Below are 22,285 nucleotides of genomic sequence, written 5' to 3'. Positions count from 1 at the left end.
TAATGTTATACTATAACAATATTATGCGATGCACAGGCCAGGATTGCAACTGTCCGTGAGACAGGAAAAGCAAGGGGACAGGAAAGGAGAAGGGCAGAATCGCAGGCATAAAAAAAGGCCGCTTGCGCGGCCTCAGATGATTTACAGCTTAGTGAGTCTGGTTATGCTCAACCGGATGACTGTTCGCTGATTCTTCTTTTTTCTTGCCAAAGCGGCGGCGTACCACCACAAAGAACACAGGAACGAAGAAGATCGCCAGTATGGTCGCGGTGACCATACCACCGATAACACCGGTACCTACGGCGTTTTGCGAACCGGAACCGGCCCCGGTACTGATCGCCAGCGGCAGTACCCCGAGAATAAACGCCAGTGACGTCATCAGGATAGGACGCAGACGCATACGGCACGCTTCCAGCGCAGCTTCAATCAGCCCTTTACCCTCTTTATCCATCAAATCTTTAGCAAATTCGACGATAAGGATGGCGTTCTTGGTGGAGAGGCCGATGGTTGTCAGTAACCCCACTACGAAGTAGACGTCATTACTCAGGCCACGCAGGGTGGTAAAGATCAGTGCACCAATGACCCCGAGCGGGACAACCAGCATAACCGAGAATGGAATCGACCAGCTCTCGTACAGTGCGGCGAGACACAGGAAGACCACAATCAGCGAGATGGCATAGAGCGCAGGGGCCTGGTTACCTGACAAGCGTTCCTGATAGGACATGCCGGTCCAGTCATAGCCGATACCGGCAGGCAGTTTCGCGGCCAGCTCTTCCATCAGGTCCATTGCCGCACCCGAGCTTTTGCCTGGCGCAGCCTGTCCCAGGATTTCCATCGCAGGCAGACCGTTGTAACGCTCAAGGCGCGGTGAACCATATTGCCATTTCGCTGACGAGAAGGCAGAGAAGGGCACCATGGTTCCGCTGCTGTTGCGCACGTACCATTTACCAATGTCGTCCGGCAGCATGCGGGCGTCCGCTTTACCCATGACGTAAACTTTCTTCACGCGACCGCGGTCAATGAAGTCATTGACGTAGGAACCGCCCCAGGAAGCCGCCAGCGTGGTGTTGATATCACTCAGTGATACGCCCAGCGCCTGTGCTTTCTCTTGATCGATCGTCAGCTTGTACTGCGGGGTATCTTCCATCCCGTTAGGACGGACGCCAACCAGCGTATCAGGATGCTGCGCAATCATGCCGAACAGCTGATTACGCGCTTCCGTCAGCTTATCGTGGCCAAGGTTATTCTGGTCGATCAGCTCAAAGTCGAAGCCGGTCGCGTTACCCAGTTCAATAATGGCTGGCAGGTTGAAAGGAATGACCATTGCATCTTTGATCGCCCCCAGCGCCTGCATGGCGCGGCCAGCAATCGCCGGTACTTTCATGTCGCTGCCGGTACGCTCATCCCACGGCTTGAGACTGACGAAGGCGATACCGGTATTCTGTCCACGACCGGCAAAGCCGAAGCCGTTAACGGTAAACACCGATTTAACCGTGTCTTTCTCCTGGGTCAGGAAGTAATCCGTCACCTGATCCAGCACTTTCTGCGTACGCTCCTGGGTTGCACCAGCAGGCAGCTGCGCCTGAGCCAGCAGCAGACCCTGATCCTCTTCCGGTAAGAATGAAGAGGGCAGGCGCACAAACAGAAACGCCATACCGACCACGATCACCAGATAGATCACCATATAGCGACCCGTACTGCGAACCATGTGACCCACACCATCCACATAGTGGTTAGTGCTTTTGTCGAACATGCGGTTGAACCAGCCGAAGAAACCGGTGGTTTTACCGTGCTCGCCTTTTTTAATCGGTTTCAGCATGGTGGCACAGAGTGCCGGCGTCAGAATAAAGGCGACCAGCACCGACAGCGCCATTGCCGAAACGATAGTGATGGAGAACTGACGGTAGATAACACCGGTCGAACCACCAAAGAACGCCATCGGAATAAATACGGCAGCCAGCACCAGCGCGATACCGACCAGTGCGCCCTGGATCTGCTCCATAGAACGCTTAGTCGCTTCTTTTGGCGGTAATCCCTCTTCCGCCATTACGCGCTCAACGTTCTCGACCACCACGATGGCGTCATCCACCAGCAAGCCGATGGCCAGCACCATCCCGAACATCGTCAGGGTGTTTATCGAATAGCCAAAAGCGCTGATAACGGCAAACGTACCCAGCAATACCACAGGGACCGCGATGGTAGGAATGAGCGTGGCGCGGAAGTTCTGCAGAAACAGATACATGACCAGGAACACCAGCACGATCGCTTCGATCAGCGTTTTCACCACTTCGAAAATCGAGATTTTAACGAAAGGCGTGGTGTCATACGGATAGACCACTTTCAAACCGGCCGGGAACGTCGGCTGCAATTTGGCCAGTTCTTCTTTCACCGCATTGGCGGTATCCAGCGCATTCGCACCGGTGGCCAGCTTGATACCGATACCGGACGCAGGCTTGCCGTTATAACGGGCAACGATTTCGTAGTTTTCCGCGCCAAGTTCAATCCTTGCCACATCACGCAGACGAACCTGAGAACCATCTTCATTCACTTTCAGCAGGATTTTGCCGAATTCATCGGTAGAGGTGAGACGGGTTTGCGCAATGATCGAGGCGTTAAGCTGCTGTCCCGGAACCGGAGGCGTACCGCCCAACTGACCGGCAGCAACCTGGGTGTTCTGCGTATTCAGGGCGCTGATAACATCAACCGGCGTCAGGTTGTAGTTGTTCAGCTTGTGCGGATCCATCCAGATACGCATCGCGTACTGCGCACCAAATACCTGGGTATCACCCACGCCTTTGGTTCGGCTGATCGGGTCTTTGATGGACGATGAAATAAAGTCAGAAATATCATTCTGCGTCATATTGTCATCGTCGCTGATGAAGCCCGCTACCATCAGGAAGCTACTGGAAGATTTCTTAACCTGAATCCCCTGTTGCTGTACTTCCTGCGGTAACAGCGGCGTCGCCAGCTGCAGTTTGTTCTGCACCTGAACCTGCGCGATATCGGCATCTGTTCCTGACTCAAAGGAGATCGTCAGGGTCAGCGTACCGGATGAGTCGCTGCTTGAGGACATATACATCAGTCCATCAATGCCGTTCATATTTTGTTCGATGACCTGGGTCACCGAGTCCTGCAGCGTTTTAGCATCTGCACCAGGGTAGGTGGCCTGAATCTCAATCGCCGGCGGTGCAACATTGGGATATTGCTCAATCGGAAGTTTGAGAATCGATAGCGCACCGACCAGCATAATGATGATGGCGAGCACCCACGCAAAGATGGGCCGATCGATAAAGAACTTAGCCATGAATCAACGGCTCCTGTTATGACGATGACTTGTCAGACTGCGGCTTTGAATCGGGTGCCGCTTTCGCATCGTCTGAGACTTCTTGTGGGGTAACCTGTGCGCCCGGCTTGGCTCGCTGCAGACCCGTGCTGATCACACGTTCACCCGCTTTAACACCGTCGGTGACTAACCACTTGTCGCCAATCGCCTGAGAGGTGGTGACCTGACGAGCTTCTACTTTGTTATCTGCACCTACCACCATGACCGTTGCCTGACCCGTTGGGGTACGGGCTACCGCCTGTTGCGGAACCAGCAACGCATTAGGATTGGTACCTTCATCCAGACGAGCGCGAACAAACATACCCGGTAACAGCGCATGGTTCGGGTTCGGGACAATGGCGCGCAGGGTGATAGAACCCGTGGTTTCATCAACGGTAACGTCAGAGAACTCCAGCGTACCTGTCTGTGGATAGCTGTTGCCGTTCTGCATCAGCAGGGTCACGTTGGCTTTGCCATCGTTCTGCTTCAGCTGACCCGACTCCAGTTCTGAACGTAAGCGCATGAAATCTTCGCTCGACTGGGTAACGTCGACATACATCGGGTCAAGTTGCTGCACAGTGGCCAGGGCGGTGGTTTGTGCGTTTTGTACCAGCGCACCTTCCGTTACTGACGATTTGCCGATGCGGCCACTGATAGGCGAGGTGACTTTGGTATAAGCCAGGTTAATGCGGGCCGTTTCTACATTGGCTTTTGCTACCTGAACCGCAGCATCGTTTTGCGCGGCCGTGGCAACGGCGGTGTCGTAATCCTGCTGACTGATATATTTGGTGCCGAGTAAAGGCTTATAACGTTTGACGGTCAGCTGAGCGATGCGAGCATTGGCCTGCGCCTGAGTTAAGTCACCTTTGGCGCTGTCATAGGCGGCCTGATAGGTAGCAGGATCGATCTGATAAAGAGACTGACCCGCTTTGACATCGCTGCCTTCAACAAAGTTACGCTTCAGAATGATACCGGAAACCTGCGGACGGACTTCGGCGACACGATATGCCGAGGTGCGGCCAGGTAATTCAGTCGAGATTTTCAGGGGTTCAGTTTTCAGTGTTACAACCCCCACTGCTGGCGGTTGCTGGGCGGCTTGTTCGGATTTATTGTTGTCACATCCTGTTAACAAAAAGCTGCCTGATAGCATCAGGACGGCCGCCAGAGGCGATAATCCTCTGATTTTATTCATAAATAAACCTCTAGTGTCCGATATCAATTGGTCAATGGATCACAAACTGAAAAACCCATTGCTGTGTCAAGTCGCAGGTCATGCTATGGTACATACATTCGCAAATGTATGTAAACTTACCTGTTTGTAAAAAAAGCCCCTTATGGCACGAAAAACCAAAGCGCAAGCACTTGAAACGCGACATCAAATTCTTGATGCCGCCATTGTTCTGTTTTCGCAGCAGGGCGTTTCAGCCACTTCTCTGGCGGATATTGCAACCGCTGCCAGCGTCACGCGAGGGGCCATCTACTGGCACTTCAAAAATAAAGCCGATGTATTACATGAAATATGGCTTCGTTGTGATGCTGGTCTGGACGATGTGGAACTTGAGTATCAGACAAAATACCCTGGCGATCCACTCTCTGTGTTGCGAGCGATGCTGGTCTATATCTTTGACGCGACAGCAAAGGATCCGCAGCGCCGCGCCTTGATGGAGATCATTTTCCACAAATGTGAATTTGTGGGCGAAATGTCGGCGCTGAAGAATATGCAGCAGAGCTTACTGCTGGAATGCTACGACAAAATTGAAGATGTGCTGCGCCAGTGTATCGAAGCCGGACAACTTCCGGGCAGTCTCAGCACGCGTCAGGCCGCTCTTATCCTGCGCGGTTACGTCAACGGTATGATGGAAAGCTGGCTGTTTGCGCCGGACAGTTTTGATTTAGCCGGAGACGCGCCGACGCTGGTCAATGCCTTTATCGATATGCTGCGCCTCAGTCCGACGCTGACTGCCCACCACTAAGCCGATGGGCGATCACGCTTGTTTTCGAAATCGCGCTGCACCATGGCCAGCGCTGAGAGCACGGTTTCTACCGGCAGTTGATGCTCTTCCAGTAGCTGAATCAGATCAACTGCCAGTTTGACGTCGTCAGGGGCATTTTCCAGTGACATCTCTTCTCCTAAATACGTAGTCGGGCCGCGACCAGCAGCATCACTAATGCACCGAGAATCGCCATGCCCAGTGCGCCAATATGCAGCGTTGCCAGGGTACCCAGGTCAAAATAGGTGGCGATATAGCCGCCAATCAGAGCCCCGATCATCGACAGCGTCAGGGTAGCAACCAGGCCGCCCGGTGGTCCCGGCATCAGCAGGCGCTTCAGCAACCCCAGCAGTAAACCGCTTAACAGCCACACAAGTAAAGCCATGGTTCTTCTCCGCGCCGAATCACACCCAGTATAGGAGCGCTTTTGTCACGCTGCGCTTTATTCGCTGCCGCGCAACGACGAGGCCCATTCGACAGAGCGAATCGCCTGCCGACAGCGTGCCAGTCGCTGCTCTAACGTTTCCAGATCCTGTTTCAGCTGATGCTGTACCGCCAGCGTTTCGGCCAGCGCCAGTCTCTGCTCACGCTGATCGATCATTGCCAGCAAACGCCGCTCAAATTCACGGTACTCCTGATATTTTGCGGCGCGTGGGTTCCTGACGGGCTGTTCGCGTCGGGTACGCAGCTGTTGCGTACTCGCCTCACGTTGCAGGGCGGCAATCTGATCGACCAGGCGTTCAGCCAGCCACGCACTGCGGGCCAGATCGTGGCTGCTGTCGCACAGGCGGGCAAAATTCTGTTCCACTTCCAGCAGGTAATCAGCCAGCCGCGTACCTTTGGTGCGAAACAGCTGAGTGTCAAAACGTGGCAGACGGCAAACCCCATCTGAATGGCAGGCGAGTTCCTGCCGCAGGGCGATAAGGAGCTGTTGCAGACGCTGTTGTATGGCGATCGCACTCATCGCGTCACGCTCAATTGTGCTAACGTACGCTGATGAGGAAAGAGTTGGGCGGCATTCATGCAACGCATTCTGTTATTAACCCTCGGCTGGCTGGCGATTGTGCTGGGGACGCTGGGCATTGTATTACCTTTATTACCTACCACGCCATTCATGCTGCTGGCTGCCTGGTGTTTTGCCCGTTCATCGCCGCGTTTTCATCACTGGCTGCTGTGGAAATCGCCATTTGGCCGCTATCTGCGCCACTGGCAGCAGCATTGCGCGATGCCGCCAGGGGCTAAAGTACGCGCTATCTGCCTGATAGTCGCCACCTTTAGTCTCTCACTCTTCCTGGTGCATCAGCTCTGGGTACGCATCATGCTGCTGATCATGCTGGCGGCGCTGCTGCTGTTTATGTGGCGTATTCCGGTGGTGGCAGAAGCAGCGGACGCACCGCCGCCGCCGCGATAAAGTTGCATTTAGCCGGTCATTTGCTTAGATTTGGGCGTCTTCGTGCGTGGCTTCCCTTTGTGAATTGACTTCCGCTGAGCCTGTTATCAGGTATTAGCGCTTTTGAAGCTGCGCGAAACAGAATTTTTTACCAGGCGTATCATTATGACCGACACTGCGCAGCAGCTTGAATTCATTAAAAACAGCATTAAAAGCATTCCCGATTATCCTAAGCCAGGCATCCTGTTCCGCGATGTCACCAGCCTGCTGGAAGATCCCAAAGCCTATGCCGCGTCGATTGCGCTGCTGGTTGAGCGTTACCGTAATAAAGGCATCACTAAGGTGGTGGGGACGGAAGCGCGTGGTTTCCTGTTTGGTGCACCGGTGGCGTTAGGCCTCGGCGTCGGTTTTGTTCCGGTGCGTAAGCCCGGCAAACTGCCCCGTGAAGTCTACAGCGAATCCTATGAGCTGGAGTACGGCACCGATAAGCTGGAATTGCACAAAGATGCCATCCAGCCAGGCGATCTGGTGCTGGTGGTTGACGACCTGCTGGCGACCGGCGGGACGATTGAAGCGACCGTTAAACTGATTCGTCGTGCAGGCGGTGAAGTTAAAGACGCGGCTTTCATTATTAATCTGTTCGATCTGACCGGAGAAACGCGTCTTAATGCCATGGGCGTTGAGAGCTACAGCCTGGTTAAATTCCCCGGCCACTAAGCCACTCTTTCGGCCTTGCCATCCGGCAAGGCCGTCACGCCTTCGGCGTCAAGATAACGAGTGCCAGCCAAAAGCGTAGCTGATAGACTACTGCAATCTTATACAGGGGTTGCAGAGCGTCTGCGCTCATCTTTCCATCCAACTTCGTCGAACTCCACATGAGCTATCAGGTACTTGCGCGAAAATGGCGTCCCCAGGCTTTTGCTGATGTTGTCGGTCAGGAACATGTTCTGACGGCGCTGGCGAATGGATTGTCTCTGGGACGCATCCATCATGCTTATCTCTTCTCCGGCACCCGCGGAGTAGGGAAAACCACTATTGCGCGTCTGCTGGCCAAAGGCCTTAACTGCGAAACCGGTATCACTGCCACCCCCTGTGGTCAGTGTGATAACTGCCGTGAAATTGAGCAGGGCCGCTTTGTCGATCTGATTGAGATTGACGCCGCATCGCGTACCAAAGTTGAAGATACCCGCGATCTGCTCGACAACGTGCAGTACGCCCCGGCGCGTGGCCGCTTCAAAGTCTATCTGATCGATGAAGTGCATATGCTGTCGCGTCACAGCTTCAATGCGCTGTTAAAGACGCTGGAAGAGCCCCCTTCACACGTTAAATTCCTGCTGGCGACCACCGATCCGCAGAAACTGCCGGTGACCATTCTCTCGCGCTGCCTGCAGTTTCACCTCAAAGCGCTGGATGTGGATCAAATCCGTCAGCAGCTTGAGCATGTTCTGAAGCAGGAACAGATTGAGAGTGAAACCCGGGCGCTGCAACTGCTGGCGCGGGCTGCCGATGGCAGTATGCGCGATGCGCTGAGCCTTACCGACCAGGCCATCGCCATGGGGCAGGGCGCGGTGACCAGCAGTACGGTCAGCATCATGCTCGGCACGCTGGATGATGAACAGCCGCTGGGGCTGCTGGAAGCGCTGGTCGACGGTGACGGTCAGCAGGTGATGAATCTGTTGAGCCAGGCCGCGTCACGGGGTGTGGAATGGGAAGCGCTGCTGGTAGAAATGCTGCGCCTGCTGCACCAGATTGCGATGGTGCAACTGCTGCCGACCTCGCTTAATGACGATGATGAGAGTAACGCCCTTCGCTTGCGTGAACTGGCGCGCGTGGTGCCGCCCGCCGATCTGCAACTCTATTATCAGACTCTGTTGATGGGCCGCAAGGATCTGCCGATTGCGCCCGATCGTCGCATGGGTGTGGAGATGACGCTGCTGCGTGCATTGGCGTTTCATCCTAAAGCTGCCGTAGCTGAACCCATTGCGCGTCCCGCATTAACTCAGCAGACGGCGCCTGTCGCCCCTGCGCAGACGTTACCGGCAGCATCCGGGCCATCGCCGTTAGCACGGCAACCGGCAGCACAGCCAGCTTCACCGTCACCTGCTGCCGCTACGCCGCCGTCGCACACCGCGTCGCCCGTCGCGCAGCAGACTCAACAGCAGGTGCCGGAGCAGACGCAGCAGCAGGTTGCCGCTCAGCCGCAGATGGCCGCGCCCGCTGCTGCACCGCAGCATTCGCCGTCGCCTGACGTTGCACCTGACACCGCACTCTCCAGTTCCACCAGTCAGCTCCTGCAGGCGCGCACTCAGTTGTTGCGTCAGGGAGCGAACAAGCCAAAAAAGCGTGAGCCGGCAGCGCCAGGTGCGCGGCCGGCCAACTCCGCGCTGGAGCGGCTGGCCTCGGTCACCGAGCGCAGTCAGCAGCGTATCCGCGATCGCGAGCCTGCCGCCCCGGTAAAAGAGGAAGCGTACCGCTGGAAAGCGGTTAATCAGCCGGTGGAAGTGGCGGAGCCGGTGGCGACGCCAAAGGCCTTGCGTTCTGCGCTGGAGCATGAGAAAACCCCTGAGCTGGCGGCGCGTCTGGCCGAAGAAGCGCAGCAGCGCGATCCCTGGGCCGCAGAGATTGCGATCCTGCCGCTGCCGAAACTGGTGCAGCAGCTGGCGTTAAATGCCTGGAAAGAGACCACCGAAACTGGGGTCTGCCTGCATTTGCGTAGCAGCCAGCGTCACCTTAATTCACCGTCGGCGCAGCAGGTATTAAGCGATGCGCTGAGTCAGCATGCCGGGCAGAGAGTTGAACTCTCGGTAGTTGAAGACGATAATTCATCGGTGTTGACGCCACTTGAATGGCGTCAGGCCATTTACGAAGAGAAACTGGCGCAGGCGCGTCAGTCGATCACCTGTGATACCCACATCCAGACGCTGCAGCGCTTTTTTGATGCCGATCTGGATGAGGAGAGTATCCGACCTGTTTGAACACGCTGCTGCTATCTTAACGATAGCGTTGTAGCCTCAGCTGAGAGAGAAAACTATGTTTGGTGGTAAAGGCGGATTGGGCAACCTGATGAAACAGGCCCAGCAGATGCAGGACAAAATGGCCAAGGTTCAGGAAGAGATTGCCGCGATTGAAGTGACCGGTGAGTCTGGTGCTGGCCTGGTAAAAGTCACCATTAACGGCGCGCACAACTGCCGTCGCGTGGAAGTCGATCCCAGCCTGCTGGAAGATGACAAAGATATGCTGGAAGATCTGATTGCAGCCGCGTTCAACGATGCGGCACGTCGCATTGATGAAACCCAGAAAGAGAAGATGGCTTCTGTCTCTTCAGGCATGCAGCTGCCACCAGGCTTTAAGATGCCGTTCTGATGCAAACCAGTCCACTGCTTGAATCTTTGATGGAGTCGCTGCGCTGTCTGCCTGGCGTTGGGCCGAAGTCGGCGCAGCGCATGGCGTTCCAGCTGCTGCAGCGCGATCGCAGCGGTGGCATGCGGCTGGCGCAGGCGCTGACCCGGGCGATGTCGGAGATCGGACACTGCGCCGATTGCCGGACATTCACCGAGCAGGAAATTTGCACCATCTGCGCCAATCCACGGCGTCAGCAGAATGGTCAAATCTGCGTGGTGGAAAGCCCGGCGGATATTCACGCCATTGAGCAAACCGGCCAGTTTGGCGGTCGCTACTTTGTGCTGATGGGACATCTCTCGCCGCTCGACGGCATCGGTCCGGCTGATATTGGCCTGGATCGTCTGGAGCAGCGACTGGAGAGTGAAACCCTGCAGGAAGTGATCCTCGCCACCAACCCAACGGTGGAAGGCGAGGCGACCGCGAACTACATCGCGGAACTCTGTGGTCAGTATGGCGTCGACGCCAGCCGTATCGCGCACGGCGTACCGGTGGGCGGTGAGCTGGAGATGGTTGATGGCACCACGCTGTCCCATTCACTGGCGGGCCGCCAGAAGTTTAAATTTTAATCACTTGCCGGTGTTGTGACAGACACCGGCTTGAAAATCTCCCTGTCACCCCCACATCAACCTCAACGTTTGTTCAACCTGTTTTGTTGAGGTAGCAATGACCATGAAAGGACAAGAGACCCGTGGCTTTCAGTCGGAAGTAAAACAACTTCTGCACCTGATGATCCATTCTCTCTATTCAAACAAAGAAATTTTCCTGCGTGAGCTGATCTCCAACGCCTCGGATGCGGCAGACAAACTGCGCTTCCGTGCCCTGTCAGATTCCAGCCTGTATGAAGGTGATGGCGAACTGCACGTTCGTCTCTCTGTTGATAAGGACAACCGTACCATTACGCTCAGCGACAACGGTATCGGTATGCGTCGCGATGAGGTCATTGAGAACCTCGGGACTATCGCCAAGTCAGGCACCAAATCTTTCCTTGAATCCCTGGGCTCCGATCAGGCGAAAGATAGCCAGCTGATCGGTCAGTTCGGTGTCGGTTTCTATTCTGCATTCATCGTGGCTGATAAAGTCACGGTGCGTACCCGTGCCGCGGGCGCGTCAGCCGAAGAAGGCGTGTTCTGGGAATCCGCAGGCGAGGGCGAATATACCCTGGCTGAAATTGAGAAAGCCGATCGCGGTACCGAGATCACCCTGCATCTGCGCGAAGGCGAGGATGAGTTCCTGGATGCATGGCGCGTGCGCAACATCATCAGCAAATATTCCGATCACATCGCGCTGCCGGTTGAGATCGAAAGCAAAGATGAAGAAGGCGAAGGGACACACTGGGAGAAGATTAACAAAGCCCAGGCGCTGTGGACCCGCAACAAATCTGAGATCAGCGACGAAGAGTACAACGAGTTCTACAAGCATATCGCCCACGATTACAGCGATCCGGTCGCCTGGAGCCACAATCGGGTGGAAGGTAAGCAGGAATATACCAGCCTGCTCTACATTCCGGCGCGTGCGCCATTTGATATGTGGAACCGCGATCAGAAACATGGCCTGAAACTCTACGTACAGCGCGTCTTTATCATGGATGACGCTGAGCAGTTTATGCCGAACTATCTGCGCTTTGTGCGTGGCCTGATTGACTCCAACGATCTGCCGCTGAACGTCTCCCGTGAGATCCTGCAGGATAGCCGCGTGACCCAGAGTCTGCGCGCCGCGCTGACGAAGCGTACCCTGCAGATGCTGGAAAAACTGGCGAAAGATGACAACGAGAAATACCAGACCTTCTGGAATGAGTTTGGTCTGGTGCTGAAAGAGGGCCCGGCGGAAGATCACGCTAACCAGGAGACGATCGCTAAGCTGCTGCGTTTCGCCACTACCCAGAGCGAAGGTTCAGCACAGACCATTTCGCTGGAAGATTACGTCAGCCGCATGGTGGAAGGTCAGGAGAAGATTTACTACATCACCGCTGACAGCTATGCCGCCGCGAAGAGCAGCCCGCATCTGGAACTGTTCCGCAAAAAAGGCATTGAGGTGCTGCTGCTCTCCGATCGCATCGACGAATGGATGATGAGCTACCTCACTGAGTTCGATGGTAAAACCTTCCAGTCAGTCAGCAAAGCGGATGAATCGCTGAGCAAGCTGGCGGATGAAGAGACCGAAGAGCAGAAAGAGGCGGAAAAAGCGCTGGAGCCTTTTGTTGAGCGGGTGAAAACTCTGCTGGGCGAACGCGTGAAAGAGGTGCGTCTGACGCATCGCCTGACCGATACTCCGGCGATTGTCACCACCGACGCCAACGAGATGACCACGCAGATGGCGAAGCTGTTTGCCGCGGCCGGACAGGAAGTGCCGGAAGTGAAGTACCTGTTCGAAATCAACCCGGATCATCCGCTGGTGAAACGTGTTGCGGATACGCAGGATGAAGCACGCTTCGGTGAGTGGATTGAGCTGCTGCTGGATCAGGCCTTGCTGGCCGAGCGCGGCACGCTGGACGATCCTAACCAGTTTATCCGCCGCATGAACCAGTTGCTGACCGCATAATGGTAACAGGCCGGTGGTTTTCACCGGCCTCAGACGGCTGATAAAGCCACAGCATCAAGCCGGTGACCCTCACCGGCTTTTTTTATGGTTTTGCGGCATCCTGCAGCCAGTCGCGAAACAGGCTGATCTCCGTATCGTGCCGACGGCTCTGTTTTGTCATCATCCATGTGGCCCGCTCGACGCGTACAAAGCCAAGCGGCGCAAGCAGCGTGCCATCCTCCAGCTCTTTGCGTACCAGCAAACGCGGTGCCATCAGGACGCCAAGACCACTTCGTGCGGCCTGAATCCCCAGTGTCAGACTCTCAAAATGCTTACCGCCGTTAAAACGGCCGCTGACCCCAGCTTTGTCCGCCCACTCTGACCAGGCGTGCAGCCGGGTATCCGCATGCAGCAGGGGCATCGCGGCCAGATCCTCGCCGCCCCGCAGCTGCGAGGCAAAGTGAGGTGCGCAGAGCGGTCCAATCTCATCCTCGCTGACCAGCGTGGCGTCTATGTCAGATTCAGGTGGCTCGCCGTGACTGAGGATCAGCACATCCACATGTTCGCTGCGCAGTTGCGAGATCTGCGTCAGCGGCTGGAAGTGAACTTCAATCTCCGGATAGCGTTGATAAAAGCTGGCGATACGGGGGATCAGCCATTGCGACAAAAAGCTGGGGGCGCAGGAGACCCGAATCTGCTGAAGCAGCCCGGTACGAATGCTTTCGCAGCTGCTGCGCAACTCACTGAACGCCTGCTGACAGCTCAGCAGCAGACGTTCACCGTGTGAGGTCAGTTTCACGCGGCCATGGCTGCGGACAAAAAGTGGTTTGCCCATCCAGCTCTCCAGCTGGCGAATCTGATGGCTGATGGCGCTGTGCGTAACATGCAGATGTTCAGCCGCCACGCTAAAACTGCTGTGTAAGGCTGCCTGGTGAAAATAGTGCAGCGCTCTCAGTGGCGGCAGTCCGTTCATCCTCTTCCCCTGTGCAAAAATCTAACAGGGATTGTCAATTTATATCATTTTAAAGTCCAGCCGCATTGACCTACTCTGTAGGGCAAATTCTGGCGGGTTGACTCAGCCTTATATCTGTGATTTTTCAGGGTATTCCGCCTCGCTTAACCAGCGTTCACGCCGCACACTCCCCGAAGCGAGACAACCATGGCACACCGCTCTTTATCCTCTGAAACTTCAGCAGAGGCGCGCCATCGGTTACGCCTGGCGCTCTCACGTTTTTACCGGCTGGAGCAGTTCGATCTCTTCTTCGCGCCCTCGCTGCATGTGGCGCAGGTCCTTCTTTCTCAGCTCTTTCTGCGGCAGGAGCAGGCGCGCAATCAGCACCGTTACGCCTCGCACTTTCCGGTAACCGAACTCAACATCCTGCCAGCAGTTCCGCTGATCGCAGGCAGCATCATGCTGGTACCGCATATCGAATTGCCCAATGGCCGCGTGCGTCCGCTGCGGGATTGCCAGAACCAGGGCGTGACGGAGGCGAGCGAGAGTTTTGCCAGCGTACTGCATCAGAAACTGATCGACGAAGCCCATCTGTTTGTCACCCGACTGGATCGCCACGCTGAGATCTGCAGCGATCTGGTGCTGGTGGCGTTGCGGACACATGACTTCAGTACGCTGGTGCGCAGCGAACTGCGGCTTTTCGAACAGGGGCTGACCCTGACCGCCACGCATGAGGCACTGCGCCGCTTCGACGATCCGCACTGGCGACCTTATAATGCCGCCACCGTCGATGCGCTCTCCCTGTCAGGCCCGCTGCCGCTGAACTCCTGCCATCAGCCCGGTTTGCCGTTTGCCAGCTTTAATGTCCCGGCCTCCGTGATCACATCGCTGTCAGATGCGGAAGATGTGGTGAAATGGCCGCAGCAGGCGCGGCTGCTGCTGAATGCTAACGTGCGCGGCAGCGGTAAAAAAAGCGTGAATATGACCCATCATCTGAGCCGACGACTGCAATTCCTGCTCGGCTCAGGCGGTAAATCTGAAAAAGCGTCCGGCAGGCCAGGCGGGTAGGGGGCAGGGCCAAAAAGCAGCTCAGGTCGCCCTGCGCGATCCGCGCCCTTCCTTGTGATGAGCGGGTCATAATGGTATGTTCTTTCGCTTCTAAGATAGATCAATGCGATTCGCAAGGGGATTTACGCAATGCGTATTATTCTGCTCGGAGCTCCGGGCGCAGGTAAGGGGACTCAGGCCCAATTCATCATGGAGAAGTATGGCATTCCGCAAATCTCCACCGGCGACATGTTGCGTGCAGCAGTAAAAGCAGGCAGCGAGCTGGGCAACCAGGCGAAAGCCATTATGGATGCTGGCAAACTGGTGACCGATGAGCTGGTGATTGCGCTGGTCAAAGAGCGTATCACCCAGGAAGACTGCAAAAACGGTTTCCTGCTGGACGGTTTCCCGCGCACCATTCCTCAGGCAGATGCAATGAAAGAGGCCGGGATCACCGTTGATCACGTGCTGGAGTTCGCCGTACCGGATGAACTGATCGTTGAGCGTATCGTGGGCCGTCGCGTTCACACGCCATCAGGCCGCGTTTATCACGTCACTTTTAATCCACCGAAAGTGGAAGGCAAAGATGATGTGACTGGCGAAGAGCTGACCATGCGTAAAGACGATCAGGAAGAGACCGTGCGTAAGCGCCTGGTGGAATATCATCAGATGACCGCGCCGCTGATTGCTTACTACAGCAAAGAAGCGGAAGTGGGCAACACTGCCTATCACAAAATCGACGGCACCCGTAAGGTGACCGAAGTCAGTGCCGAGCTGGCTAAGATCCTGGGCTAAGTTCACAGGGGCCGGTATTACTGGCCCCTTTTGCAGTAATCGCTTTTACCTCCCACTAATTCCGCTACAATTTCCCCGTTTTCACGCATCCCCGTTGTTATCAAGGAACTCAAATGAGGCAAGATAAGGCCGGCGTGTTATTGGTTAATTTAGGTACGCCAGACGCGCCCACCACACCTGCAGTTAAACGCTATCTGAAACAGTTTTTAAGCGATCCGCGCGTGGTCGATGCGCCGCGCTGGCTCTGGTGGCCGGTTCTCAATGCCGTTATTCTGCCGTTTCGCTCGCCGCGCGTCTCTAAGCTCTACTCATCGGTCTGGATGGAAGGCGGTTCACCGCTGCTGGTTTACAGCATGCGTCAGCGCGATGCGCTGGCGGCACGGGTCGATATGCCCGTCGAGGTGGGCATGAGCTACGGTAATCCCAGCCTGAAAAGCGCGGTTGATAAGCTAATGGCGCAGGGCGTGACCCGCCTGATTGTGCTGCCGCTCTATCCGCAATTCTCCTGCTCCACCGTGGCGGCAGTGTGGGATGGCCTGACCGCGGTATTCAAAGATTACCGCTCGCTGCCTGATGTGCAGTTTATCCGCGACTACGCCGAACATCCGGCCTATATCGCCGCGCTGAAAGCGACGGTGGAGCGATCCTTTGAGCGGCACGGTCAGCCCGATCTGCTGGTGTTATCCTTCCACGGCATTCCGCAGCGTTTTGCTAACGAAGGCGATGACTACCCGCAGCGCTGTGCGGATACCACGGCGGCCCTGGTCAAAGCGCTGGGCCTGCGTGACGATCAGTATATGATGACCTTCCAGTCGCGTTTTGGTCGTGAGCCGTGGCTGATGCCCTACACCGACAAAACCATGGAAAGCCTGCCCGCTAAAGGGATCAAACATGTTCAGGTGATGAGCCCGGGCTTCTCGTCAGACTGCCTGGAGACGCTGGAAGAGATCAGTGGTGAAAACTGCGAAATCTTCATGCATGCCGGGGGTGAGAAGTTTGAGTATATCCCTGCGCTGAACGCCGATGAGGCGCATATCGACATGATGGTGCAACTGGTCGACGCACGCCGTTAAAGCGCAGGCGGAGAGTGTGATATCATTCTCTGCCTGTTTTTCCAGACGGCACCTCCCGATGAAATTTCCCGGCAAACGCAAATCCAAACACTACTTTCCTGTCAGCGCACGCGATCCCCTGTTACAGCCCGCCCAACACGACGTTGATGCAGGCAGCTGGGTGGTGGGTATCGACCAGACGCTGGTGGATATCGAAGCCAAAGTCGATGACGCTTTTCTCGCACGTTATGGCCTGAGTGCCGGGCACTCGCTGGTTATCGATAATGCCGTCGCGGAAGCGTTGTACAACGAGCTGATGCAGGAAGCGCTGATCACCCACCAGTTTGCTGGTGGCACCATCGGTAACACGCTGCATAATTTCTCGGTGCTGGCCGATGACCGCTCCGTGCTGCTGGGCGTCATGTGCAATAACATCCAGATTGGCGGCTACGCCTATCGCTATCTCTGTAACACCTCAAGCCGGGTCGATCTTAACTATCTGCAGGGCGTGGATGGCGCCATTGGACGCTGCTTTACGCTGATTGGCGAACATGGCGAGCGAACCTTTGCTATCAGCCCCGGCCAGATGAACCAGCTGCATCCGGATAACGTACCGGAAGAGGTGATCGCCGGAGCCTCTGCGCTGGTACTGACCTCCTATCTGGTGCGCTGTGCCGAAGGTGAACCGATGCCACAGGCAACGTTGCGGGCGATTGAGTATGCCAAACGCCACAACGTGCCGGTGGTGCTGACGCTGGGCACCAAACATGTGATTGGCGACAATCCTCAGTTCTGGCGCGATTTCCTGCGCGAGCATGTCAGCATCGTGGCGATGAATGAAGAGGAAGCGCTGGCGCTGACCGGCGAAAGCGATCCGCTGCTCGCCGCCAATATGGCGCTGGACTGGGTCGATTTGGTGCTGTGTACTGCTGGCCCGATTGGGCTCTATATGGCGGGTTACACCGAAGAAGAGTTCAAACGCAAAACCAACCATCCGCTGCTGCCTGGCGCGATTGCTGAATTCAACCAGTATGAGTTCAGCCGGGTGATGCGCCAGCAGGATTGCCAGCAGCCGCTGCGCATTTTCTCGCACATCGCGCCTTATATGGGCGGACCGGAAAAGATCATGAACACCAACGGCGCCGGAGATGGTGCGCTGGCGGCGTTACTGCATGACATCACCGCCAACAACTATCACAGCCTGAATGTGCCGAACTCCAGCAAACATGCGCGTCCTTACCTGACCTACTCATCGCTGGCGCAGGTATGTAAATATGCCAACCGCGTCAGCTACCAGGTGCTGAATCAGCATTCGCCGCGTCTGACCCGCGGTCTGCCGGAGCGGGAAGACAGTCTGGAAGAGTCTTACTGGGATCGGTAAAGCTGGCAGCTGCCGCGCATAAAAAAGCCCTTCTGAAGAGAAGGGCCTTAGAAGACTGGCAACGTCTGGCTCGGTTAGCGATGAGATCGAGCCTGCTCAGGGAACACGGTCAGATCGGAAAGTCGCTTAAGCCATCCCGGGCCGCTCGTCCCGCACGACTACGCACCTCATCCCTGAGGTGCGCCCGTAGCCGGGCCAACGCATTGCGTTGTTCAAAAACGCTCCCGACGTTTTTAGTACGCACCTCATCCCTGAGGTGCGCCCGTAGCCGGGCCAACGCTTCGCGTTGTTCAAAAACGCTCCCGGCGTTTTTGTCCGGGCGGCGGGACGCTTTCCTCTTCTGCCCGTGTTCCCTGCGTGTTGAGTTTATTCGTTGCGGTAAAATTCACCCTGATTTTGATAGATCAGTAGGCTGCCAGGTTTTGCTTAACACGAATCAGCGCACGACATCGCAGGGCTGTAAATCTTCGCCCTGGGTCATCTCATCCTGCAGGATTTGAAGCATACTGCTGGCGATCTCACGTTCGCCCATCACCACGCGTGTAGCACCCCGTTCCATGATGTACTCGACTTCATCGTCATAGTGGGCGCGGGCGATAATCTCAATATTCTGATGTTTTTCACGCGCGGCGGTGACCACTTCACCCGCTTCATAGCCATTCGGAATAGTCAGTAACAGCCAGCGGGCGCAGTCGAGTCGGGCCAGTTCCATGGTGTCAGCGCGGGCTGCATTACCCAGCACCGCCTTAATACCGCGCTCGCGCAGCGCTTCAACACGGGCGCGGGAGTTTTCAACTACCACCAGCGGAACATTGGCTTCAAGCAGCTTCTGACCAATCAGACTGCCCACCCGGCCGTAACCCACAATCACCGCGTGATTGCAGAAATCCACCGGGATCTGCTTCTCTTCTTCAATCGCCTCTTCCAGCGTCTGCTCTTCCATCGTCTCCGTTTTCGCCAGGAAACGCTCCAGCAGAGTAAACAGGATCGGATTAAGCATAATCGACAGGATGGCGGCGGCCAGCACCAGGTTGCGGCCCTCGTCAGTCAGCAGGCCCAGCGAGATACCCAGACCGGCCAGAATAAAGGCGAATTCACCAATCTGCGCCAGACTGACCGAAATGGTCAACGCTGTACGACGTGAATGGCCGAGCAGTGATACCAGCAGCCAGGCGGCGACCGATTTACCCACCACAATAATCACCAGCGCGCCCAGCACTGCCAGCGGCTGCGTCACCAGAATCGACGGGTCAAACAGCATGCCGACCGAGACAAAGAACAGCACGGCAAAGGCATCACGCAGCGGCAGCGTATCGCGCGCGGCGCGGTGGCTCAGTTCCGACTCGTTCAGCACCATACCGGCAAAGAAAGCGCCCAGCGCAAACGAAACATCAAAGAATTCAACAGCACCAAAGGCGATGCCCAGCGCCAGCGCTAATACCGCCAGAGTAAACAGCTCACGCGAGCCGGTGGCGGCGCTGCGGGCGAGGATCCAGGGGACGGCACGCCGTCCCACCACCATCATCAGCACCATAAAGGCGGCGACTTTGCCGATGGTCCACAGCAGGTCCCAGGCCAGCAGTCCGGCGCTGGCATTGCCCTGTTCCATCATGCCGGCAATCGCAGGCAGCAGCACCAGTGTCAGCACCATCACCAGATCTTCAACAATCAGCCAGCCAATCGCAATCTGCCCGCGCTGGCTATCGATCAGTTGCCGCTCTTCAAGCGCGCGCAGTAACACCACGGTACTGGCGGTAGAGAGGCAGAGACCAAACACCAGGCCGGTCATCCACGACCATCCCAGCGTCCACGACAAGCCCATTCCCAGTAACGTCGCGACCGCGATCTGTGCGATGGCACCGGGAATGGCTATCGACTTTACCGACATAAGATCTTTCATTGAGAAGTGCAGGCCGACACCAAACATCAGCAGAATCACGCCGAGTTCTGCCAGTTCAGGAGCCAGATTGGTATCGGCAACAAAGCCGGGAGTAAAAGGGCCAGCCAGCACGCCAGCCATCAGGTAGCCAACCAGGGGCGAAATACGCAGGCGGTTCGCCAGCATCCCAAGGAGAAATGCCAGAACCAGTGCTCCGACAATGGTAGTGATCAACGGTGTGGTGTGATGCATGCCTGTCTCCTTGTATACAAATGTATCCGCTTGTAACAAATGAGTTTAAAACAAAATCTATTCTTTCGCTGAGCAATTTGCGGGAATACCCTAAAAAAGCAGGAAAAAAAGTCAAATGCACAATCGAAAGGGTGTTTTTGTTCATTATCCATAATATTGGCTGATTTGACGGTTTAAAGCGGTCCGGGTAAATAAAAATTAGCATCCTTAAATGCCGTGGGTATGACACAAATAAGGGTTAAATGCGCGCACAGACAGGGTAAAGCCCGTCAGCGGCACTTTTGCAGGGGTAAACAACTGGTTAACAACAGGTCTGGCTACCCGTTCTGGCTTATCCGGAACAAACCAGTCTGACACGGGCGCGGCCTTGCGGCTGTTGTCATGCTCAGCAAAAGCGGTCCGGAGATAAAAAGAGTGGCATACAGAGACAGGCGAATGTGCGTTGGCCTTGAGTTCGCCGGGGGAATGTGCGACACAGTGGGGCAAACCGGCATTAAAATCGGGCCAGACGGCAAATTAAGGAGAATCACAGTGTTGTTATCTAAATGGACAGGGGCGGGCGTGGCACTATTGGTGGCCCTGATGCCGCTGTTTTCACAGGCCGCCCAGGCCGATCGCACCTATCGTTTCAGCCTGCTGCACACCAACGATGAGCATGGTCATTTCTGGTTTACTGAGCAGGGTGAATATGGTCTGGCGGCGCAGAAAACCTTGATGGATACGATGCGCTACGATGTGCAGTCCAGAGGCGGCGGCGCATTGATTCTCTCTGCCGGTGATGTGAACACGGGCGTACCGGAGTCCGATGAGCTGGACGCTGAACCCGATTTTCGCGCGATGAACCTGATTGGCTATGATGCCATGGCGCTGGGCAACCATGAGTTCGACAAGCCCATCGCGGTCCTGCGCAAGCAGGAGAAGTGGGCGCGATTCCCGCTGCTCGCCGCTAACGTTTATCAGAAAAGTACCGGTCAGCGCCTGTTTAAGCCCTGGGCGTTATTCAACCGTCTCGGGCTGAAAATTGCGGTGGTCGGGCTGATCACCCCGGACACGGCGAAACTGGCCAATCCGGCGGGCCTGACGGATACCGAGTTCCGCGATCCGATTGCGGAGGCGGAGAAGGCGGTGGCCGAACTGCGCGCCACAGAGAAGCCGGACGTGATTGTCGCGCTGACCCACCTTGGTCACTATGACGACGGTAAGCATGGCAGCAATGGCATTGATGACGTCACCCTGGCGCGCAGCCTGCCTGCCGGCACCATCGATCTGATTGTTGGTGGTCATTCGCATGATGCGGTCTGCATGGAAAAAGAGAACGTCAGCGTTAAAAATTATCAGCCGGGTCAGCCCTGCAAACCCGATCAGCAGAACGGGATCTGGATTATGCAGGCGGATAAATGGGGCAAATATGTCGGACGTGGTGACTTCACCTTCCGTAATGGGCAGGTGACGCTGGAGGCTTATCAGCTGGTGCCGGTCAACCTTAAACATCAGATAAAGAACGCGGATGGCAGCGAAACCTGGCTCACCTGGCAGGAAGAGATCCCGAAAAACACCGCCATGATGAAACTGCTGATGCCATTCCAGAAACGGGCTGAGGCGAAGTTAACCGTGAATGTCGGCAGCGCCGACGGCAGCTTCAGCGGTGAAAAAGAGCAGGTTCGCTTTGAGCAGACGAATCTCGGCCAGCTGATTCTGCGCGCCCAGATGGCGCACACCAAAGCCGATTTTGCGGTGATGAGCGGTGGCGGTATTCGCACCTCGCTGAAATCGGGCAAGCTGAGCTGGCGTGACCTGCTGCAGGTCCAGCCGTTTGGCAATCAGGTGGTCTCGGTCAGCCTGACCGGGGCGGAGATCAAAAAATATCTGGATGTGGTCGCCAATATTCAGCCTGACTCAGGTGGCTACGCCCAGTTTGCCGGTATCAGCCTGACCGCAGACGGTAAACATGTCAGCGACGTCAGCATTAACGGTAAACCGCTGCAGGATGCGCAGCATTATCGCATGGCAACCAACAGCTTCAATGCGGCTGGCGGCGACGGTTATCCGCGTCTGGATAATCATGCGGGTTATCTCAACAGCGGGGCAGTCGATGCGCAGGTGTTGCGTGACTGGATCAAGACGCACTCGCCGGTCAAAGCCAGCGACTATCAGCCGAAAGGGCAGATTGTGCATCTGACCGATGAGCAGATCCGGGCGCGGGATGAAGCTGCGGAAAAAGCGCGGAAGCGTAACTATCCAAAAATGATCCTGGCGTGGATCTGGCCGTGGGGGAATGAAACAGCCGCCACGCATTGAACTGACC

General features: G+C 56.1%; 19 protein-coding genes and 1 other annotated feature. Of the genes, 12 read left to right on the top strand and 7 right to left on the bottom strand.

Annotated features, from left to right (window positions below; all coding sequences use genetic code 11):
- Nucleotides 1-148: 148 nt before the first annotated feature.
- Both HFD87_RS03045 and HFD87_RS03040 read right to left on the bottom strand, forming a co-directional pair.
- Nucleotides 149-3,304: a multidrug efflux RND transporter permease subunit AcrB gene (locus HFD87_RS03045; RefSeq protein WP_010255902.1), complete on the bottom strand. Its 3,156-nt coding sequence runs from the start codon at nt 3,302-3,304 to the stop codon at nt 149-151.
- A 16-nt stretch (nt 3,305-3,320) separates the two neighbouring features.
- Nucleotides 3,321-4,514, bottom strand: coding sequence for an efflux RND transporter periplasmic adaptor subunit (locus tag HFD87_RS03040; protein ID WP_010255904.1), 1,194 nt, complete (start codon nt 4,512-4,514; stop codon nt 3,321-3,323).
- 142 nt (nt 4,515-4,656) lie between these two features.
- Between HFD87_RS03040 and acrR the strand changes: the two genes are divergently transcribed.
- Nucleotides 4,657-5,295, top strand: a complete 639-nt coding sequence (gene acrR / locus HFD87_RS03035) for a multidrug efflux transporter transcriptional repressor AcrR (RefSeq protein ID WP_010255906.1) — start codon at nt 4,657-4,659, stop codon at nt 5,293-5,295.
- Here acrR and rsmS read toward each other — a convergent pair.
- From rsmS to priC, 3 genes are read right to left on the bottom strand one after another with little or no spacing between them, the layout of a single operon-like run.
- A complete protein-coding gene (rsmS, locus tag HFD87_RS03030) occupies nt 5,292-5,444 on the bottom strand; it encodes a pleiotropic regulatory protein RsmS (protein WP_010255907.1) in 153 nt (50 codons plus the stop codon). The two genes, acrR and rsmS, sit on opposite strands and share 4 nt — an antisense overlap.
- 8 nt (nt 5,445-5,452) lie before the next feature.
- The gene (locus HFD87_RS03025; RefSeq protein WP_010255909.1) at nt 5,453-5,698 is read right to left on the bottom strand and encodes a membrane protein; all 246 of its coding nucleotides are present in this window, start codon (nt 5,696-5,698) and stop codon (nt 5,453-5,455) included.
- A 57-nt stretch (nt 5,699-5,755) separates the two neighbouring features.
- Nucleotides 5,756-6,277 (bottom strand): primosomal replication protein PriC, encoded by a 522-nt coding sequence (gene priC / locus HFD87_RS03020; protein WP_010255912.1) that lies wholly within the window; start codon nt 6,275-6,277, stop codon nt 5,756-5,758.
- Nucleotides 6,278-6,334: 57 nt separating this feature from the next.
- Between priC and HFD87_RS03015 the strand changes: the two genes are divergently transcribed.
- The 6 genes from HFD87_RS03015 (at nt 6,335) to htpG (ending at nt 12,643) form a co-directional block, all read left to right on the top strand.
- The gene (locus HFD87_RS03015) at nt 6,335-6,724 is read left to right on the top strand and encodes a DUF454 family protein (protein WP_167422915.1); all 390 of its coding nucleotides are present in this window, start codon (nt 6,335-6,337) and stop codon (nt 6,722-6,724) included.
- Between the two features lie 144 nt (nt 6,725-6,868).
- Nucleotides 6,869-7,420 carry an adenine phosphoribosyltransferase gene (apt, locus tag HFD87_RS03010; protein WP_010671221.1) on the top strand — a complete coding sequence of 184 codons (552 nt, stop codon included), beginning with the start codon at nt 6,869-6,871 and terminating at the stop codon, nt 7,418-7,420.
- Between the two features lie 158 nt (nt 7,421-7,578).
- Nucleotides 7,579-9,678 carry a DNA polymerase III subunit gamma/tau gene (gene dnaX, locus HFD87_RS03005; protein ID WP_167422914.1) on the top strand — a complete coding sequence of 700 codons (2,100 nt, stop codon included), beginning with the start codon at nt 7,579-7,581 and terminating at the stop codon, nt 9,676-9,678.
- Nucleotides 9,020-9,081: a sequence feature (DnaX frameshifting element), on the top strand. It overlaps the preceding gene by 62 nt.
- Before the next feature lie 55 nt (nt 9,679-9,733).
- Nucleotides 9,734-10,066, top strand: a complete 333-nt coding sequence (locus HFD87_RS03000; protein ID WP_003850423.1) for a YbaB/EbfC family nucleoid-associated protein — start codon at nt 9,734-9,736, stop codon at nt 10,064-10,066.
- Nucleotides 10,066-10,671 carry a recombination mediator RecR gene (recR, locus tag HFD87_RS02995; protein ID WP_003850420.1) on the top strand — a complete coding sequence of 202 codons (606 nt, stop codon included), beginning with the start codon at nt 10,066-10,068 and terminating at the stop codon, nt 10,669-10,671. Before HFD87_RS03000 ends, recR begins: the two co-directional genes overlap by 1 nt.
- A gap of 97 nt (nt 10,672-10,768) precedes the next feature.
- A complete protein-coding gene (gene htpG, locus HFD87_RS02990) occupies nt 10,769-12,643 on the top strand; it encodes a molecular chaperone HtpG (protein ID WP_029519428.1) in 1,875 nt (624 codons plus the stop codon).
- An 82-nt stretch (nt 12,644-12,725) separates the two neighbouring features.
- On the opposite strand, the gene HFD87_RS02985 is transcribed toward htpG, so the two are convergent.
- Nucleotides 12,726-13,595: a LysR substrate-binding domain-containing protein gene (locus tag HFD87_RS02985; RefSeq protein ID WP_033785429.1), complete on the bottom strand. Its 870-nt coding sequence runs from the start codon at nt 13,593-13,595 to the stop codon at nt 12,726-12,728.
- A gap of 186 nt (nt 13,596-13,781) precedes the next feature.
- Between HFD87_RS02985 and HFD87_RS02980 the strand changes: the two genes are divergently transcribed.
- The 4 genes from HFD87_RS02980 to HFD87_RS02965 all read left to right on the top strand — a co-directional run bounded on the left by HFD87_RS02980 (nt 13,782) and on the right by HFD87_RS02965 (nt 17,849).
- Nucleotides 13,782-14,642: a DUF6024 family protein gene (locus HFD87_RS02980; protein WP_167422913.1), complete on the top strand. Its 861-nt coding sequence runs from the start codon at nt 13,782-13,784 to the stop codon at nt 14,640-14,642.
- 129 nt (nt 14,643-14,771) lie between these two features.
- Nucleotides 14,772-15,416 (top strand): adenylate kinase, encoded by a 645-nt coding sequence (gene adk, locus HFD87_RS02975; protein WP_122889127.1) that lies wholly within the window; start codon nt 14,772-14,774, stop codon nt 15,414-15,416.
- Nucleotides 15,417-15,529: 113 nt separating this feature from the next.
- Nucleotides 15,530-16,489, top strand: a complete 960-nt coding sequence (gene hemH, locus HFD87_RS02970; protein ID WP_022626102.1) for a ferrochelatase — start codon at nt 15,530-15,532, stop codon at nt 16,487-16,489.
- A gap of 58 nt (nt 16,490-16,547) precedes the next feature.
- Entirely contained in the window at nt 16,548-17,849 is a 1,302-nt protein-coding gene (locus HFD87_RS02965; RefSeq protein WP_010255936.1) for an inosine/guanosine kinase, read from the top strand.
- A gap of 436 nt (nt 17,850-18,285) precedes the next feature.
- On the opposite strand, the gene ybaL is transcribed toward HFD87_RS02965, so the two are convergent.
- Entirely contained in the window at nt 18,286-19,980 is a 1,695-nt protein-coding gene (gene ybaL, locus HFD87_RS02960) for a YbaL family putative K(+) efflux transporter (protein WP_010259074.1), read from the bottom strand.
- 531 nt (nt 19,981-20,511) lie between these two features.
- Between ybaL and ushA the strand changes: the two genes are divergently transcribed.
- A complete protein-coding gene (gene ushA, locus HFD87_RS02955; RefSeq protein ID WP_167422912.1) occupies nt 20,512-22,278 on the top strand; it encodes a bifunctional UDP-sugar hydrolase/5'-nucleotidase UshA in 1,767 nt (588 codons plus the stop codon).
- Nucleotides 22,279-22,285 lie beyond the last annotated feature (7 nt).

Source organism: Pantoea sp. EKM21T (genome assembly GCF_011800405.1).
Taxonomy (GTDB): Bacteria; Pseudomonadota; Gammaproteobacteria; order Enterobacterales; family Enterobacteriaceae; genus Pantoea; species Pantoea agglomerans.
This window is presented reverse-complemented; position numbering and strand designations above follow the sequence as displayed.

What these genes read in the sequence shown, in the direction of transcription:
- HFD87_RS02980 (WP_167422913.1), top strand. Translation starts at nt 13,782, where the DNA reads ATGGCACACCGCTCTTTATCCTCTGAAACTTCAGCAGAGGCGCGCCAT.
- adk (WP_122889127.1), top strand. Translation starts at nt 14,772, where the DNA reads ATGCGTATTATTCTGCTCGGAGCTCCGGGCGCAGGTAAGGGGACTCAG.
- hemH (WP_022626102.1), top strand. Translation starts at nt 15,530, where the DNA reads ATGAGGCAAGATAAGGCCGGCGTGTTATTGGTTAATTTAGGTACGCCA.
- htpG (WP_029519428.1), top strand. Translation starts at nt 10,769, where the DNA reads ATGACCATGAAAGGACAAGAGACCCGTGGCTTTCAGTCGGAAGTAAAA.
- HFD87_RS03015 (WP_167422915.1), top strand. Translation starts at nt 6,335, where the DNA reads ATGCAACGCATTCTGTTATTAACCCTCGGCTGGCTGGCGATTGTGCTG.
- HFD87_RS03045 (WP_010255902.1), bottom strand. Translation starts at nt 3,304, where the DNA reads ATGGCTAAGTTCTTTATCGATCGGCCCATCTTTGCGTGGGTGCTCGCC.
- HFD87_RS03040 (WP_010255904.1), bottom strand. Translation starts at nt 4,514, where the DNA reads ATGAATAAAATCAGAGGATTATCGCCTCTGGCGGCCGTCCTGATGCTA.
- HFD87_RS03025 (WP_010255909.1), bottom strand. Translation starts at nt 5,698, where the DNA reads ATGGCTTTACTTGTGTGGCTGTTAAGCGGTTTACTGCTGGGGTTGCTG.
- recR (WP_003850420.1), top strand. Translation starts at nt 10,066, where the DNA reads ATGCAAACCAGTCCACTGCTTGAATCTTTGATGGAGTCGCTGCGCTGT.
- apt (WP_010671221.1), top strand. Translation starts at nt 6,869, where the DNA reads ATGACCGACACTGCGCAGCAGCTTGAATTCATTAAAAACAGCATTAAA.
- dnaX (WP_167422914.1), top strand. Translation starts at nt 7,579, where the DNA reads ATGAGCTATCAGGTACTTGCGCGAAAATGGCGTCCCCAGGCTTTTGCT.
- priC (WP_010255912.1), bottom strand. Translation starts at nt 6,277, where the DNA reads ATGAGTGCGATCGCCATACAACAGCGTCTGCAACAGCTCCTTATCGCC.
- HFD87_RS02985 (WP_033785429.1), bottom strand. Translation starts at nt 13,595, where the DNA reads ATGAACGGACTGCCGCCACTGAGAGCGCTGCACTATTTTCACCAGGCA.
- ybaL (WP_010259074.1), bottom strand. Translation starts at nt 19,980, where the DNA reads ATGCATCACACCACACCGTTGATCACTACCATTGTCGGAGCACTGGTT.
- HFD87_RS03000 (WP_003850423.1), top strand. Translation starts at nt 9,734, where the DNA reads ATGTTTGGTGGTAAAGGCGGATTGGGCAACCTGATGAAACAGGCCCAG.
- HFD87_RS02965 (WP_010255936.1), top strand. Translation starts at nt 16,548, where the DNA reads ATGAAATTTCCCGGCAAACGCAAATCCAAACACTACTTTCCTGTCAGC.
- acrR (WP_010255906.1), top strand. Translation starts at nt 4,657, where the DNA reads ATGGCACGAAAAACCAAAGCGCAAGCACTTGAAACGCGACATCAAATT.
- rsmS (WP_010255907.1), bottom strand. Translation starts at nt 5,444, where the DNA reads ATGTCACTGGAAAATGCCCCTGACGACGTCAAACTGGCAGTTGATCTG.